Annotated in this window: 6 protein-coding genes; 2 read left to right on the top strand and 4 right to left on the bottom strand. The window is 43.7% G+C overall.

The features are described 5' to 3' along the window. Positions 1–66: 66 nt before the first annotated feature. The 3 genes from hpsA to gloA form a co-directional block, all read right to left on the bottom strand. Positions 67–5061 carry a hormogonium polysaccharide biosynthesis protein HpsA gene (hpsA, locus tag CDG76_RS07860; RefSeq protein ID WP_094348479.1) on the bottom strand — a complete coding sequence of 1665 codons (4995 nt, stop codon included), beginning with the start codon at positions 5059–5061 and terminating at the stop codon, positions 67–69. A gap of 633 nt (positions 5062–5694) precedes the next feature. Then, on the bottom strand, positions 5695–8337 hold the full coding sequence (gene clpB, locus CDG76_RS07865; protein WP_094348480.1) for an ATP-dependent chaperone ClpB: 2643 nt from the start codon (positions 8335–8337) through the stop codon (positions 5695–5697). 895 nt (positions 8338–9232) lie between these two features. Continuing rightward, a complete protein-coding gene (gene gloA / locus CDG76_RS07870; RefSeq protein WP_094348481.1) occupies positions 9233–9667 on the bottom strand; it encodes a lactoylglutathione lyase in 435 nt (144 codons plus the stop codon). A 269-nt stretch (positions 9668–9936) separates the two neighbouring features. Between gloA and eno the strand changes: the two genes are divergently transcribed. Next, positions 9937–11226 (top strand): phosphopyruvate hydratase, encoded by a 1290-nt coding sequence (gene eno, locus CDG76_RS07875; protein ID WP_094348482.1) that lies wholly within the window; start codon positions 9937–9939, stop codon positions 11224–11226. Between the two features lie 110 nt (positions 11227–11336). On the opposite strand, the gene argC is transcribed toward eno, so the two are convergent. Continuing rightward, a complete protein-coding gene (gene argC, locus CDG76_RS07880; RefSeq protein WP_094348483.1) occupies positions 11337–12395 on the bottom strand; it encodes an N-acetyl-gamma-glutamyl-phosphate reductase in 1059 nt (352 codons plus the stop codon). 306 nt (positions 12396–12701) lie between these two features. Here argC and ribBA point away from each other — a divergent pair, with 306 nt between their 5' ends. Next, positions 12702–14375, top strand: a complete 1674-nt coding sequence (ribBA, locus tag CDG76_RS07885) for a bifunctional 3,4-dihydroxy-2-butanone-4-phosphate synthase/GTP cyclohydrolase II (RefSeq protein ID WP_094348484.1) — start codon at positions 12702–12704, stop codon at positions 14373–14375. The last annotated feature ends 77 nt before the right edge of the window (positions 14376–14452 follow it).

A 14452-nucleotide genomic window follows, 5' to 3' on the forward strand; every position in this document is an offset into this window, starting at 1 on the left:
AGGGTTAGGTCTGTTAACGTGGTCTATTCACCCGAAAAGTGATGTAAAAACTCTCATTCAAACACTTTAGGATGGTTGGAGTTGGCAGCTAGTAGGACGTTCAGTTGCAGGTAGTGCAAATTTGAAACCACTGCCATAATAATTAGTGTCCGCAGTAGCATCCATATCAAACCCATCCGATGTTTGAGTTTGTACACCACACAACAGAGTTTTCACCCAAAGGTCATCGCGGCCTACTTCTCTGAAGTATTCATTTGGAGGATCTGCTGCTGGAGTTACAAAGCGCTGGGCAAACAAGTCGGGGTTTTGCGCCAATAACGCTACATCAAAACCCCAGTTACGGTTAGGAGGCATATAATAAGGCGCTTCACCACTAGGATTAGTAATGAAAGTACTATCTGATGTGTAACCAGGTCTTGCAGAATTCAGAAGTCTGAAAAAGATACTGTTATTCTTCAAAAGGTCAGCAGCGCTAGTACTATTAGGGTCAGAAGTGGTTGCAGGAGGAGTTGTTGGTCCTGGTCTGACAAGAGCTTGGAATGGTGCAGTAGCATAGATACTGCGTTTAAATTGGATGAATGAACCGTTGATATTGGCATCAACCCCATCCCAGTTTTCTAAGAAGCGCACAAAGTTATGCAAACCCCCATTGATTTCGTAGGTACTTGCACCCACACGAGCCGGAGTATCACCAGCAGCAACTACTAGATTAAAATTTGTTTGACTTGCCTGAGACAACCATCTAGTGTTTTTAACGACACTAGATGATCCTGCTAAAGCGGCGTAATTTTGAGTACTAGGTGGTGTTGCGGTTGTTACTTGTAATTGCAATACAGGTTCAAATAGAGGCTGGTATGACGCATCTCTGGCGGGTGAAGCAGGGTTAAATAGTGACGCGCTTGTATCTCCAGGAAAATCCCTAAGCGAACCAGAAGCCGGTAGTCTGGGGTATCTGTAAAATACACGATCGGTGTTGTTGTATTTGATCTCGCTCATTGTCGATGGTGGTGGGCTATTAGGGGAACTAGTATTTGTTGTGGTTGCAAACCATAGAGCATTAGTTGCTATGTCAGGTATACTAAGCGGGTCTAACACACCACTTATGAAATTTATCGGCAATTCTCTTACTACACCTGATTTAATACCTAGTGGAATGGGATTAGCACTAGTATAATTTATGGCGTTGTTACTAGTATTAACAAGCTTACCAAAATCAGGATCACTTGTTGGTGTGTATTTCCGTTTGAACGCAACCCTACGAGCAAATTGAGCAAAATCAGCCCTTGGCGATCGCGCAGTTGTACCAGCTAAGAGTCTTTCAGGATCTGCACCTATTACAGTTACATCACTAGACCTTTTTAGGATATCTGTTAGCTTCAAACCATTGGTTGCATCTTTATCATTAGACTTGTCATTATCATTATCTAAACCCACATACCAGTCACCCGGTTGACACTCTGAAACTGGTATTTTGAAGCACATCTCCATTACATACTCTGGGAAACTTCCTCGACGCTGAATGGGCGTGACGAAGTTGTTCACGTAAGAACTGTTATTGTTTACTGAGTCGGCAGCAGCGGGAGTACCTGTATAGTAGGTATCACCACCAGAGTCAGTCAAGAATTTAGATGAAGTGAGAAAGTTGTTATTCCAGAAACCTACCTTCAGCCGACTGAGTACGACGTTAGGATCGCTCCCTTGGTTATTTCGCAAATCGTAATCACCCTCATTGCGGAAACCTTCACGGAAGTTACCAGAGAGCAAGGTAACAGCATCGGCAATTACTGATGCTGGTCGCCAGGTTTCGCCTGTTGTGCAATTGGGTAGTAGTCTAGGGTCATTAGGCCGACAAGCAAAGTCACGATCGCGATTTGCCGCAGCACGAGTGTAAAATTTAGTATCGTAGGTAGCAGCGCTGGGAGCAGGTAAAAGATCCGGGGTTTTGAATTCTTGTTTAGTGTGTAGATTAAAATCGCCTTTAACATACACTGGTAGCTCAGTTGCTAAAATTAAGCCTTTTTCTTGTGCTCTGTAATCAGTCTGGCGACTCAAGTTACTGCCATTAATCAACATAATGGCGTTAGGTCGCCGTTCTGGATCGAGATTGTAGTCACTAGCGCTGATATTTTCGCTAGTTGGGTTACTGCGATCTTTTTGAGCATCATCACGAGAGGCATAGATAATGCCGCTATTGGGCAATAGATATTCGTTATCCGATGCAACCGATGCAGTGCCGATTGCTTGTGTGCGAAGCAGACCTAAATCTATAGTAGTGGCACGAATTTCTAGAGGCTGACGCTGTTCAACTTCTAAATTGTAGTTGCCAGTTAATGTACCACCTTTATCTATAGCCTTAATTTGTCGGGCATCAAGAAATGTAATTTCTTTGATTGCGCCATCAGGAATATAGGTAGTACTCCGAGTCAGAGTGCCATCAGCAATCTGTATTGCACAGATAGTAGAGTCAATTGCTGATTGTTCAGAGAGAGTAAGTTTGCTGGTTGTTGCTTTGGCCAGTGCTTGCCGTAGTAGAGGATTCACAAGGCGGCCATTCGGAAATACCAAGTTAGCTTGATATTTCAAACGATTTAGCAAAGTTACACCAGTGTTGGTCACATCATCAGCATTAGCCCCAGGTGTAAAAAAACCATTGGCATCTACTGTTTGTCCTCTAGTTATACCATCAGATGCAGTAGCGGGAGCAGCATAAACAAGCCCATTGTTAGATGCTGCTACTGCTGTCGAAGTAAGGGGATCATAAGTGTTTGTAGTTGCTGTTGTCTGATTAGTAGGGTTGTAGTAGCTACTTACACAGGCCATGGGTGTTTGATAATCGTCTGGTGTACTCGCCTGAGGATTATAGGAATCCCGGTTGTAGTGATACACCACCGTGGCACGCATTACCAAATCACCACGTTTTTGTTTACTTGCATTCAGAGGATCGGTCGGATCGGGTACAACCATAGGCATAGTATCAGGCCAGACTACAGTGCCATAACTTTCGTTGACTCCCGACGTGCTTGGATCGTCAATCAGTTCGGGCTTTCCTCCTCGTGTTGAAAGAGTAGGTTGAACGAGTGTTCTTAGTCCAGAACCTGTAGGTGTATATACTCCAGCACCTGTAATCACCCTCAGTCCACCGACCACATCAAGGGGATTAGATCGGGGTGAAGCGGCTGAAATTTCCCAAAAACCATCACGTCCTGTTACCCCTAAATCTGATAATTGTCTGACGCGAGTGGTACGAGTTCGATCTTTGGTAGTACTACTTGTCCACCTCACAGCAGGACTGATGGGTTGAGGATCGTTGTCTCCTACAAAGTCTCCTTTTGTGCTGTCCCATATTAGTTCAGGTAGGTTGTTGCCTAGTACGATGCGATCGCCTAACTGTGTTTCTATTACGGGAGTATTATCTACAACATCTGGATCTCTGGTAGGTAGTTGCGCTGTATCTAGTGTTAGTGTTGTATTAGTATCTGTTGGATAAATCCAGGCATCCATTGGACGTAGCGTATTAACAGAACCTTTCATAAAGGTTGTTGCATCTGTTATATAGTCGTACTCAGTAGTGCCAGTTTTTATAATAGCAGAATTACCATAAAGAACTTCTTTAAATGGTACACGCCTAGTACGTTTACGGAACCAGTTTTCTAATTCTTCCTTGCGTACTTTAGTCGCATCTAAACTTGGATCGTTTAGAGTACGGTTAGTTATATTAGTTCTGATTTCTTGAGGATCGGTAGTAGCAGCATTGTTAAGTTGTGCCTTCACTAATAAGTCTATGCGTTGAGCATAAGCCTGAGTGTTATAGGCAATGTCATTTGAGTTATTTGAGGTAGTTTTATTAGTAGATGCTAAAGTTTTATTTGTAGTAGGCGCACCATTTTCTACAAATAAATCTACGTATGTTCCACCTGTATTACTTGTACTGATTGGACTACTAGTTGCAATATTGCCGCCAACAACTATCTTGCTATTTTCTCGTTCGTAGTAACATGAATACCTACTACTGACCTGAAATAAGGTTATATCTTCACTAGTTTTAGCAGTAAATAAGTTACTGTTGGTAAAGATGCGTCCATTGAGACGGAATCTAGGCCCTGGTGTAATATCTAAGTCATCTTCATAGACAACGGCATTATTAGTAATAGAAACTTGACTACGATCTTGTTGCATTTCTAATGCCGAGAAGCCCTTATTACCTCGATACTTCTCATACTTAGTTGTATCAAGAGAAGTCGCTTGAGCAATATCACTAATTGGAACCGTTACTGCATATACGAAAAAGCTTTTTTTCAATTCGCCAGTTGGTAGTTTATACCAACCCGAACTACCTACTAAGCTAGCACTAGTATCACCAGCTACGTCACAAGCTCCACCTGCCTTAGCTGGTAGCATAGGAGGGGTTCTAGCATCTAGTGGGCTTCTACTTCTAGTTTGGGTTGTACCAGTTTGGGGGGGAGTACGGAAGTAGATCCCATAGAGAATAAAGCTATCAAATTTACCGTTATTATCTGTATCGGCAGGAAATTTCCAGGCTGTTTGTATGTTTTCTTGATTTTCTAAAGCGATAGTACTACCTGCTTGAATCTTCGGAGTTGTAGTACTTTTATCAATGTTATAAGCCAGGGTTATAGGAGTTTCATCACCAAATGTATAGATAGAAAGTTTATTGATTAAGGTATTGTATAGGGTTAGATTTGATGGGACAGAACGTGGTAAAGTCGGGTCGGCAAACAGTGCGCTTATTTTGGCTTTAGCCCTGTCTAAAGCAGGGGTAGCAGCTTGCATTGTTGCTTCATTCACACGGACGTTACTAGCATTTTTAGAACGCTCAAAAGACCGAAATAAAATTGCAGTTGTTAACAGTACGACTACCAAAACTACCATCGCCACTGTTGGCAATACAAAGCCAGAATTAACCGAACCGCGTCTTCTTTGAGTACCAAAGATAGTTCGCAAAAGCCAAATAATTTGCTTATTGATTGCAGATAAAAGCTGCTTATTAATTTGTCTGAAGTTTTTTTGAATTACCTTGAATAGCTGACGTTTTCGAGACATATCTGCTTCCTGAACGAGTAGATTATAGCGGATTTTCTATTTTTTCAAAGTTTCACTCATACCTATCAAGTATTTCTACAGGCATTGGATGAGACGATATTTATCTAACTACTTTATTTGGCTTTGCTAACCTCCAAACAAAGTAGTTATAAAAAAGATAATTTATTAAAGTTATATCATTTATGAATTGTTCATTTGATCCGGTAAACACTGATTTTTTCAGAATTATTTGGCTCCAGTCTGATAAATCATAAGAGCATTACTTCACAGTATATTTGCGTAAATGTGTTTTATTTGAAGACAAATTTATGAAGATGTTATCAACAGAGTAGGCTTATAATACCCATCCGTTAAAGGAAAGATATCAGTTAGGTGCAAAATAATCAGATGTGCAGCTTAAATTCCCGACTTCTTAATTTAAAGAAGTCAGGAATCTTGTTGTTGACATTGCTTTGATTAATTACTAATTACTCACTAGTAGAGCTTGGCATAAATCCCACTACTACCTTTAAGTGCAAGCAAGCTCATACCACAGGTACGAGAAATTAGTACCCTGTGGCAGAAGCAAAAAGGGATTAACGTTAAAAAGGGCGGTTAGAAACTGCAACTACACGGAGTTTATCCACTTAGGTGCTATGTAGCAATCTGTGGTACTGTCACCTTCACCAGCACTTTTTTGCTAAAAGACAAACCGTTTTCATTTTTGTCTATGATAATTGTGTCTCCAGAGATAAAAGTATTTTCCAATAATTTGGTGGCGAGGGGGTTTTCTACTTCTCGCTGAATTGCCCGTTTCAGTGGACGCGCACCGTAAACTGGGTCATAGCCTGATTCGACAAGATAATCACAAGCAGATTGGGATATCTCAAAGAAGATTTTTTGCTCGCGGAGGAGATTTTCTACCCGTTTGAGTTGAATACGGATGATCTGCCGCATTTCTGTGCGATTTAGGGTATGGAAGAGAATAATATCATCGACGCGGTTGAGAAATTCGGGGCGAAAATGCGATCGCAAGTTTTCCATTACCCGTTTCCGCATCGTTTCATACTGGGAATCATCACCAGATACATCCAAAATATGTTCGCTACCAATGTTACTGGTCATCACAATAACGCTGTTACGAAAATCTACCGTTCTTCCCTGAGAATCAGTAATTCTCCCATCATCTAAAACCTGTAATAAAATATTGAACACATCGGGGTGCGCCTTTTCCACTTCATCCAACAGCACCACTGAGTAGGGACGGCGGCGAATCGCCTCGGAAAGTTGGCCGCCTTCTTCATATCCTACATATCCTGGAGGCGCTCCTACAAGGCGAGAAACTGAGTGTTTTTCCATATACTCAGACATATCCAAGCGCACCAATGCATCATCAGAATCAAAGAGAAACTGAGCTAAGGCACGGGCGAGTTCGGTTTTGCCTACGCCTGTGGGGCCCATGAACAGAAATGAACCAATGGGACGAGAGGGATCTTTCATCCCCGCACGGGCGCGGCGAATTGCGGCTGCTACTGCTTCTACAGCCTCTTCTTGCCCAATGACTCGTTGATGCAAATGACTTTCTAATTGCAGTAATTTTTGTCGTTCCGATTCCAACAAGCGATTGACGGGGATTCCTGTCCACTTTGCGACAATTTCGGCAATATCGGATTCAGTAACTTGTTCTCTTAGCAACGTGGAACCTTGGTTTTGAATTTCTAAAAGGCTCGCTTCTTTGGCTTCGCGCTCGTGCTGTACTCCCTCCAATTTGCCATACTTCAGTTGGGCAGCTTTATTTAGATCGTAGGCGCGTTCTGCCTGTTCAATTTGCACTCGCAGCGCATCTTCTTCTTTCTTTAAGGCGCTTATAGCCTCCAATATCTGCTTTTCACCTTGCCATTGCTCATTAAATATTTGCTGCTTTACAGTTAAATTGGCGATTTCTTGTTCAATGCGCTCTAAACGTTCTTTCGTTTGGGGAGTACCCTTTTCTTCGCCAGCTAATGACAGCTTTTCCATTTCTAACTGCATGAGGCGGCGATCGATGGTTTCCAATTCGGCTGGTTTGGAGGTAATCTCCATTTTCAACTGTGCTGCTGCTTCATCTACTAAGTCAATAGCTTTATCTGGTAAGAAGCGATCGCTAATATAACGTGCTGACAGAGTTGCTGCTGCTACCAAAGCCGAATCAGAAATTTTGACGTTGTGATGCACTTCGTAGCGTTCTTTCAACCCCCGCAGTATGGAAATAGTATTTTCCACAGTTGGCTGATCAACAAATACTTGCTGAAAGCGGCGTTCTAGAGCAGCGTCTTTCTCAATGTGTTTGCGGAATTCGTCAAGGGTAGTTGCGCCAATACAACGCAATTCTCCCCGTGCCAGCATTGGTTTGAGCAGATTTCCGGCATCCATTGCCCCTTGTTGAGTAGAGCCTGCGCCGACTACGGTGTGCAGTTCGTCAATAAACAGAACAATGTCACCGTTAGATTCAGTAACTTCCTTGAGAACTGCTTTTAGGCGTTCTTCAAATTCACCTCGTAATTTTGCTCCAGCAATTAAACTGCCGATATCTAACGAGATCAACTTGCGGTTTTTCAGAGATTCAGGAACATCACCGTTTACCATCCTCTGTGCTAATGCTTCTGCGATCGCAGTCTTACCTACCCCAGGTTCACCAATCAATACAGGGTTATTTTTGCTACGACGAGACAATACTTGAATTACCCGCCGAATTTCATCATCCCGCCCAATCACTGGGTCGAGTTTTCCAGCTTTTGCCTGTTCTGTCAAATCTCTGCCAAATTTTTGTAAGGCTTCATAGCGGGATTCTGGGGTTTGATCTGTCACCTTTTGGCTACCGCGAACGGTTTTGATAGTAGCTTCGAGTTTAGGTGCATCCGCGCTAAAGCCTTTGAGTATCTTTCGTCCAATGCGATCGTCTTCAGCAAAGGCCAAAAGTATGTGTTCCACGGAAATGTAGGAGTCTTTCATCCTAACTCTAGCTTCTTCGGCTCGGTCTAGTAAAATATCTAAATTGCGGCTAAGGTAAAGCTGATCGCTTTTACCAACTTTGGGCTGGCGTTGGGTAAAGGCTTCTAGCTGTTGCTGCAAGCGGATTGGATCGACCTCAGATCGAGCCAGGATACGTATTGCTAGACTAGTGGGTTCTTCTAACAGGGCAATAATTAAATGTTCAACATCTAGTTGCTGTTGTTGATAAGCACGGACTATATCCTGAGATTTAACAATTGCTTCCCAGGCTTTATCAGTAAATTTATTGGGATCTGTAGGTTGCATCTTTAGAATTTTGGAATTTGAATTTTTAGTTTAAGGATTGGGGATTATTAAAGGGAGTAGGGAGTGGTTGTAACCCATTGGTGTCAACTTAAGCCGAAAACTATATCGGACAGGCGTTTTGCAAATCCCTTACACGCTCATCCCCTAACCCCTTCTCCCTTGGGAAAAGGGGAATTGAATGTCTAGCTCCCCTCTCCCATCCGTGAGAGGGGCTGGGGGTGAGGGCAAAACGTTTTCACCAAGCGGGTTTAGCGTTAAGTTGACACCTATGGTTGTAACCCTACTCTTTAATACCCAGATAATTATCCAAACATTCTCAGCGTATATCCGCGTGTATCTCCAGTGGCAATTTGGGATTGGCAATTGATGATAGTTTAATCGATTGCCTATTTCCTAATTTAAAACGAAAACACTGTTATGGGCAGACTTTCCCCGATGGTGTTATTGGAGCGATGTCTACGACGGGCTATGACGCTCTCTACGAGACGCTGCGCGTAGCTTGAGCTTGCTTCTCTGTAAGAGTACGCGGACTCGCTAACGCTTCTCTACGAGACGCTACGCGAACGCTATCGATGTCGCTATTAGTGTTGCTGATCAAGAACAGTATTGGAGTAATACTAATAGGATTTACGTAGAGGAGATCCCTTAACCCGCCTAAAAAGGGAAAAGTCTCGCGCGTCTGGGTTTCCTGACACGAGACGACAGTGTGCAGGAAGAATCAATCTCTCTCTAGCTCAACTTTTTAAGACATCTGTGTGGATTTTCCTATGGCTCTTAAGCACAAGTTGCTGCCCAGATTACCGGCTTCTTGAAGAAGTCGAGGATCTGAATCTAGCTTAAATAAATGACATTCCACCCTACCGGATAATTGATTTTTTGGAAATCCCTGATAAAATTATTGACTCACAAGTTGCTCTTGTGATTCCTGTTTGACTCCTGAACCTTGAGTTCCCAGTTGAATCAGTTCAATTTTATACCCATCTGGATCTTCCACAAAAGCAATTACCGTCGAACCATGTTTCATCGCCCCTGGTTCGCGCACGACTTTACCGCCCTGATTGCGAATTTCCTCACACGTAGCGTAAATATCATCAACGCCAAGAGCAATGTGACCGTAAGCATTACCTAATTCGTACTTTTCCACGCCCCAGTTGTAGGTTAGTTCGATTACCGAGTTATCGCTTTCGTCGCCATAGCCAACAAAAGCCAGGGTAAATTCTCCTCCTGGATAATCTTTTCGGCGCAGCAGTTTCATTCCGAGAATTTCACAGTAGAACTTTAAGGATTCTTCAAGGTTGCCCACCCGCAGCATTGTGTGTAGTAATCGCATATTGACCTTTTCTCTGTAATTGATTTAGTGTTATTCTCTGCAAACATTTTACCTAGCTCAAAGTCTTAAGGTAAAAATGCTGTCACAGAAAGAATTAAAAGCCGAAAGGACAGAATAAACAATTACCCATTCTGGGCATTGCTCCCGATCCCTATAATGGAAATCTTCTTTAATCTCAGCCGAGAAAGTCTCTTAACCGCCTATGCTAGCGATTGGGTTAGGCAACTGGACTGGATGCGTAACACACTCGAATAAAGGATAAAGTACAGATGAGTAAATTTCTAGATACTGCCATTGAGGCGATCGCAGCCCGTGAAATTCTTGATTCTCGCGGTAGACCGACAATTGAAGCCGAAGTGCATTTAGCTAACGGTGTTGTCGGACTGGCGCAAGTTCCCAGTGGTGCTTCTACTGGCACTTTTGAAGCTCACGAACTGCGTGATGGTGATAAAAGCCGTTATGGGGGCAAAGGCGTACTCAAAGCAGTACAAAATGTCAAGGAAGCACTTGCACCAAAATTACTAGGCTTAGATGCCCTCAACCAAGAACTCCTAGACCGCACGATGATCGCCATAGATGGTTCTCCTAACAAATCCAATTTGGGCGCGAATGCGATTTTGGGGGTTTCCTTAGCAGCAGCCAAAGCAGGTGCTGAATCTCTAGATATTCCTCTATATCGCTATTTGGGTGGCCCTTTAGCGAATTTGCTCCCAGTGCCGTTGATGAACGTGATTAACGGTGGCGCACACGCCTCAAATAACGTGGACTTTCAAGAGTTTATGATTGTCCCAATTGGTGCAACTTCTTTTCGAGAAGCATTGCGCTGGGGTGCAGAGGTGTTTGCTACCCTCAGTCAAGTATTAGATGAAAAGGGTTTGCTTACTGGCGTGGGTGATGAAGGTGGTTTTGCCCCTAACCTAGAGTCAAATCAGGTGGCTTTAGAATTGCTGGTTGCTGCCATTAAGAAAGCTGGTTACAAACCAGGGGAACAAGTCGCTTTGGCGTTGGATGTGGCGGCTAGCGAATTTTACAAGAATGGTCAGTATGTTTACGATGGTAAACCTCACGCCCCGGCTGAATTTATTGATTATTTAGGACAACTAGTTGACCAATACCCAATTGTGTCAATTGAGGATGGCTTGCACGAAGAAGATTGGCAAAGTTGGCAATTGTTGACCCAGAAGTTAGGTTCGCGGGTGCAATTGGTAGGGGATGATTTGTTTGTAACGAACGTTACTCGCTTGCAAAGAGGCATCCAGGAAAAAGCCGCTAATGCCATTTTGATTAAACTCAATCAAATTGGTTCACTCACCGAAACCTTGGAAACGATTGATTTGGCAACTCGCAACAGTATCCGTTCAGTAATTAGCCATCGTTCTGGTGAAACAGAAGACACAACGATCGCTGATTTAGCTGTAGCAACCCGTGCCGGTCAAATCAAAACAGGTTCTCTGTGTCGCAGCGAACGCGTAGCAAAATATAATCGCTTGCTGCGAATTGAAGATCAACTAGGCGATCGCGCCGTTTATGCTGGTGCTGTGGGGTTAGGGCCGAAGTAGGGACTGGGGACTAGGGACTGGGGACTAGGGATTGGGGACTAGGGACTAGGGACTGGGGACTGGGGACTGGGGACTAGAATTCTTCCCAATCCCCAATCCCCAATCCCCAATTACGGATAAAACCCCAACTTGGGCAACCCCAAGGTTTCATCCCAGCCCATCATCAGGTTTAGACACTGAATAGCTTGGCCCGCCTGTCCTTTAATTAGATTGTCAATTGCTGACATGACAATTACGCGACCTGTCCGTGGGTCAACTTCTACACCGATATAACAAAGATTGCTGCCGTTAGCCCATTTGGTTTGGGGGTAAACGCCGCTACCGCAGACTCTTACCCAAGGAGAGTTGCGGTAGAAGGCTGAGAAAATTGTGATTAAGTCATCTCGCACTAGACCAGGATCGCTCATTTTGGCATATACCGTTGCCAAAATACCGCGTACCATTGGGATTAGGTGTGGCGTAAATTGGATCATGAGTTCGTGACCAGCTAAGTCACTGCAAATTTGCTCAATTTCTGGGGTATGACGGTGACGACCGACGTTGAAAGCGGCTATCGAGTTGTCTGCTTCAGCTAGTAATAAGTTGGTTTGAGGCTGTCGTCCACTGCTAGATGTACCAGACTTGGCATCGATAATAGCTGTTTCTGGTACGATTAAACCTTGCTTTAAAAGTGGCGAAAGTGCAAGGAGACTAGCAGTGGGATAGGAACCAGGACAGCCAATGAGTTGAGCTTCGGTAATGCGATCGCGGTAAAGTTCTGGTAATCCATAAACTGCTGTAGCTGCGATTGTGCGATCGCTTCTCTCTGTACCATACCAATTTGTATAAGTTGTCAAATCACTAAACCGATAGTCTGCACTCAAATCTAGTACTTTACATCCTTTTTCCAACAGTTTGGGCGCGATTTGGCAAGCCAGACCATTTGGTAAAGACAGGAAAACTACTTCACAGCGATGAGCAATTATTTCTGGTTCTACTGCCTCTATTAGCAGGTTAGTTGCATGAGCCAGATGTGGGTAGAGATCCCCAAAGGATTTCCCGATACTACTCTCACCTCCTAAATAAACGATTTCGACTTCTGGGTGATCCATCAGTAGTCGTACTAACTGCACTCCACCATAGCCCGACGCGCCAACAATCCCAACCGGTACGCGTCTAAATTTGCCCATGATCTGAAATCCTTATCCCATGAATGGTTAATTCGTTCTCAGCTATCAACAATATCAGCGACCAGACGCACAGCGCACAAAACGTCTTAAACCCCTCTACTTTGTTCTGGGAAGATGGGCGAGCAAACAAACGATTATTATTCTTCCTCATCCCCTTCATCTTTTACTGTCGCTCCACTTTTTATGGCAAAAATTTTTGCCCCGTTATCAAATCATTGCTAGTCTACTTCTCTGCCTTATAAAGGAGCTACAATCTAAAAGAAGAAATTGTAAAAAAAATTTACGTTTATAGCTGGAAATCTTTCTGTGTCACAGACTAATCCTACCCAAGCTTTTAAATTTGATTCGATTGATGCCGCTTTAGCAGACCTAAAAGCTGGTCGCGTCATTGTAGTGGTAGATGATGAAAATAGAGAAAATGAAGGCGATTTAATTTGTGCTGCCCAATTTGCCACACCCGACATGATTAATTTTATGGCGGTGCAAGCAAGAGGACTAATTTGTTTGGCAATGACAGGCGATCGCCTAGACGAGCTAGACTTACCCTTGATGGTAAGCAATATTACAGATACTAACCAAACTGCCTTCACTGTCAGTATTGATGCCGGGCCAGAATTAGGTGTCACTACAGGCATTTCAGCAGAAGACCGCGCCCGAACTATCCAGGTTACTCTCAACCCAGCCACAAAACCTACCGATTTGCGTCGTCCTGGTCATATTTTTCCCATTCGGGCTAAGGCTGGAGGCGTACTCAAACGTGCAGGACATACGGAAGCAGCTGTGGACTTAGCTCGGTTAGCAGGGCTATACCCAGCTGGGGTAATTTGTGAAATTCAAAACCCCGATGGTTCAATGGCGCGGTTGCAGCAGTTAGTTGAATACGCGAAACGTCACAATTTAAAAATTATTAGTATTGCGGATTTAATCAGCTATCGCCTAAAGCACGATCACTTAGTGTATCGTGAGGTGATTACCAAGCTGCCTAGTCAATTCGGTCAGTTTGAAATTTACGCCTATCGCCATACCCTGGATAATACAGAACACGTTGCAATTGTCAAGGGCGATCCAGCTAACTTCAAGGATGAGCCAGTGATGGTGCGGATGCACTCAGAATGCTTAACTGGTGACGCTTTGGGTTCTTTGCGCTGCGACTGTCGGATGCAGCTTGAAGCTGCACTGAAAATGATTGAGGCTGCCGGTCAAGGTGTAGTTGTATACCTACGTCAAGAAGGGCGGGGAATCGGCTTAATTAATAAGCTGAAAGCCTACTCGTTGCAAGATATGGGACTAGATACAGTGGAAGCTAATGAGCGTTTGGGATTTCCTGCTGACTTGCGAGATTACGGTATGGGGGCACAAATGCTCATGGACTTGGGCATCAAAAAGATTCGCTTGATTACTAATAATCCCCGCAAAATTGCTGGAGTCAAGGGTTATGGATTGGAAGTAGTCGATCGCGTGCCATTGTTGATTGAGGCAACCGATTACAATTCCTATTATCTAGCAACAAAGGCGAAAAAGCTGGGTCACATGCTGTTACAGACTTATCTGGTGACAGTAGCAATCCATTGGCAAGATGACCCGGAAGTTGTAACGGAACGTTATGAACGCTTAGAGAAACTGCGACACTTAGCGAAAACTAACGATCTTTTGTTGCAGGAAGAAGCGCGTCCGTTAGCGATCGCTATATTTGACGAGCCATCTTTAACAGTACACTTAGGTTTCGATCAGGCAAAAGTTGCTAGCTGTGATTGGTATCAGCAGAGTGGCCATCCTTACATACAGGCAATCTTCCAAATTTTGGACAACCTTGCTACTTTGCCATACATCCAAAAACTAGAATTTCTAATTTCTTCTGGTTGCGATCCTTTGAGTAATTTACAAGTCCAACTAGACCGGCAGACATTCGCGGAAGGTACACTGCCTTCATCAATTAGCGATCGCTTGGAGACACAGCAAATTTACAGCTTTAGCAAATAGCCACGCACCATATTATCATGGCGGTGCGTTAGGCGCTCGTGTCATTTTTTACGCGATAAATTATATCGCAATATACC

The organism is Nostoc sp. 'Peltigera membranacea cyanobiont' 210A, assembly GCF_002246015.1.
Lineage (GTDB): Bacteria > Cyanobacteriota > Cyanobacteriia > Cyanobacteriales > Nostocaceae > Nostoc.

Coding starts and splice junctions, on each gene's coding strand:
- hpsA (WP_094348479.1), bottom strand. CDS start 5,061: ATGTCTCGAAAACGTCAGCTATTCAAGGTAATTCAAAAAAACTTCAGA.
- clpB (WP_094348480.1), bottom strand. CDS start 8,337: ATGCAACCTACAGATCCCAATAAATTTACTGATAAAGCCTGGGAAGCA.
- gloA (WP_094348481.1), bottom strand. CDS start 9,667: ATGCGATTACTACACACAATGCTGCGGGTGGGCAACCTTGAAGAATCC.
- eno (WP_094348482.1), top strand. CDS start 9,937: ATGAGTAAATTTCTAGATACTGCCATTGAGGCGATCGCAGCCCGTGAA.
- argC (WP_094348483.1), bottom strand. CDS start 12,395: ATGGGCAAATTTAGACGCGTACCGGTTGGGATTGTTGGCGCGTCGGGC.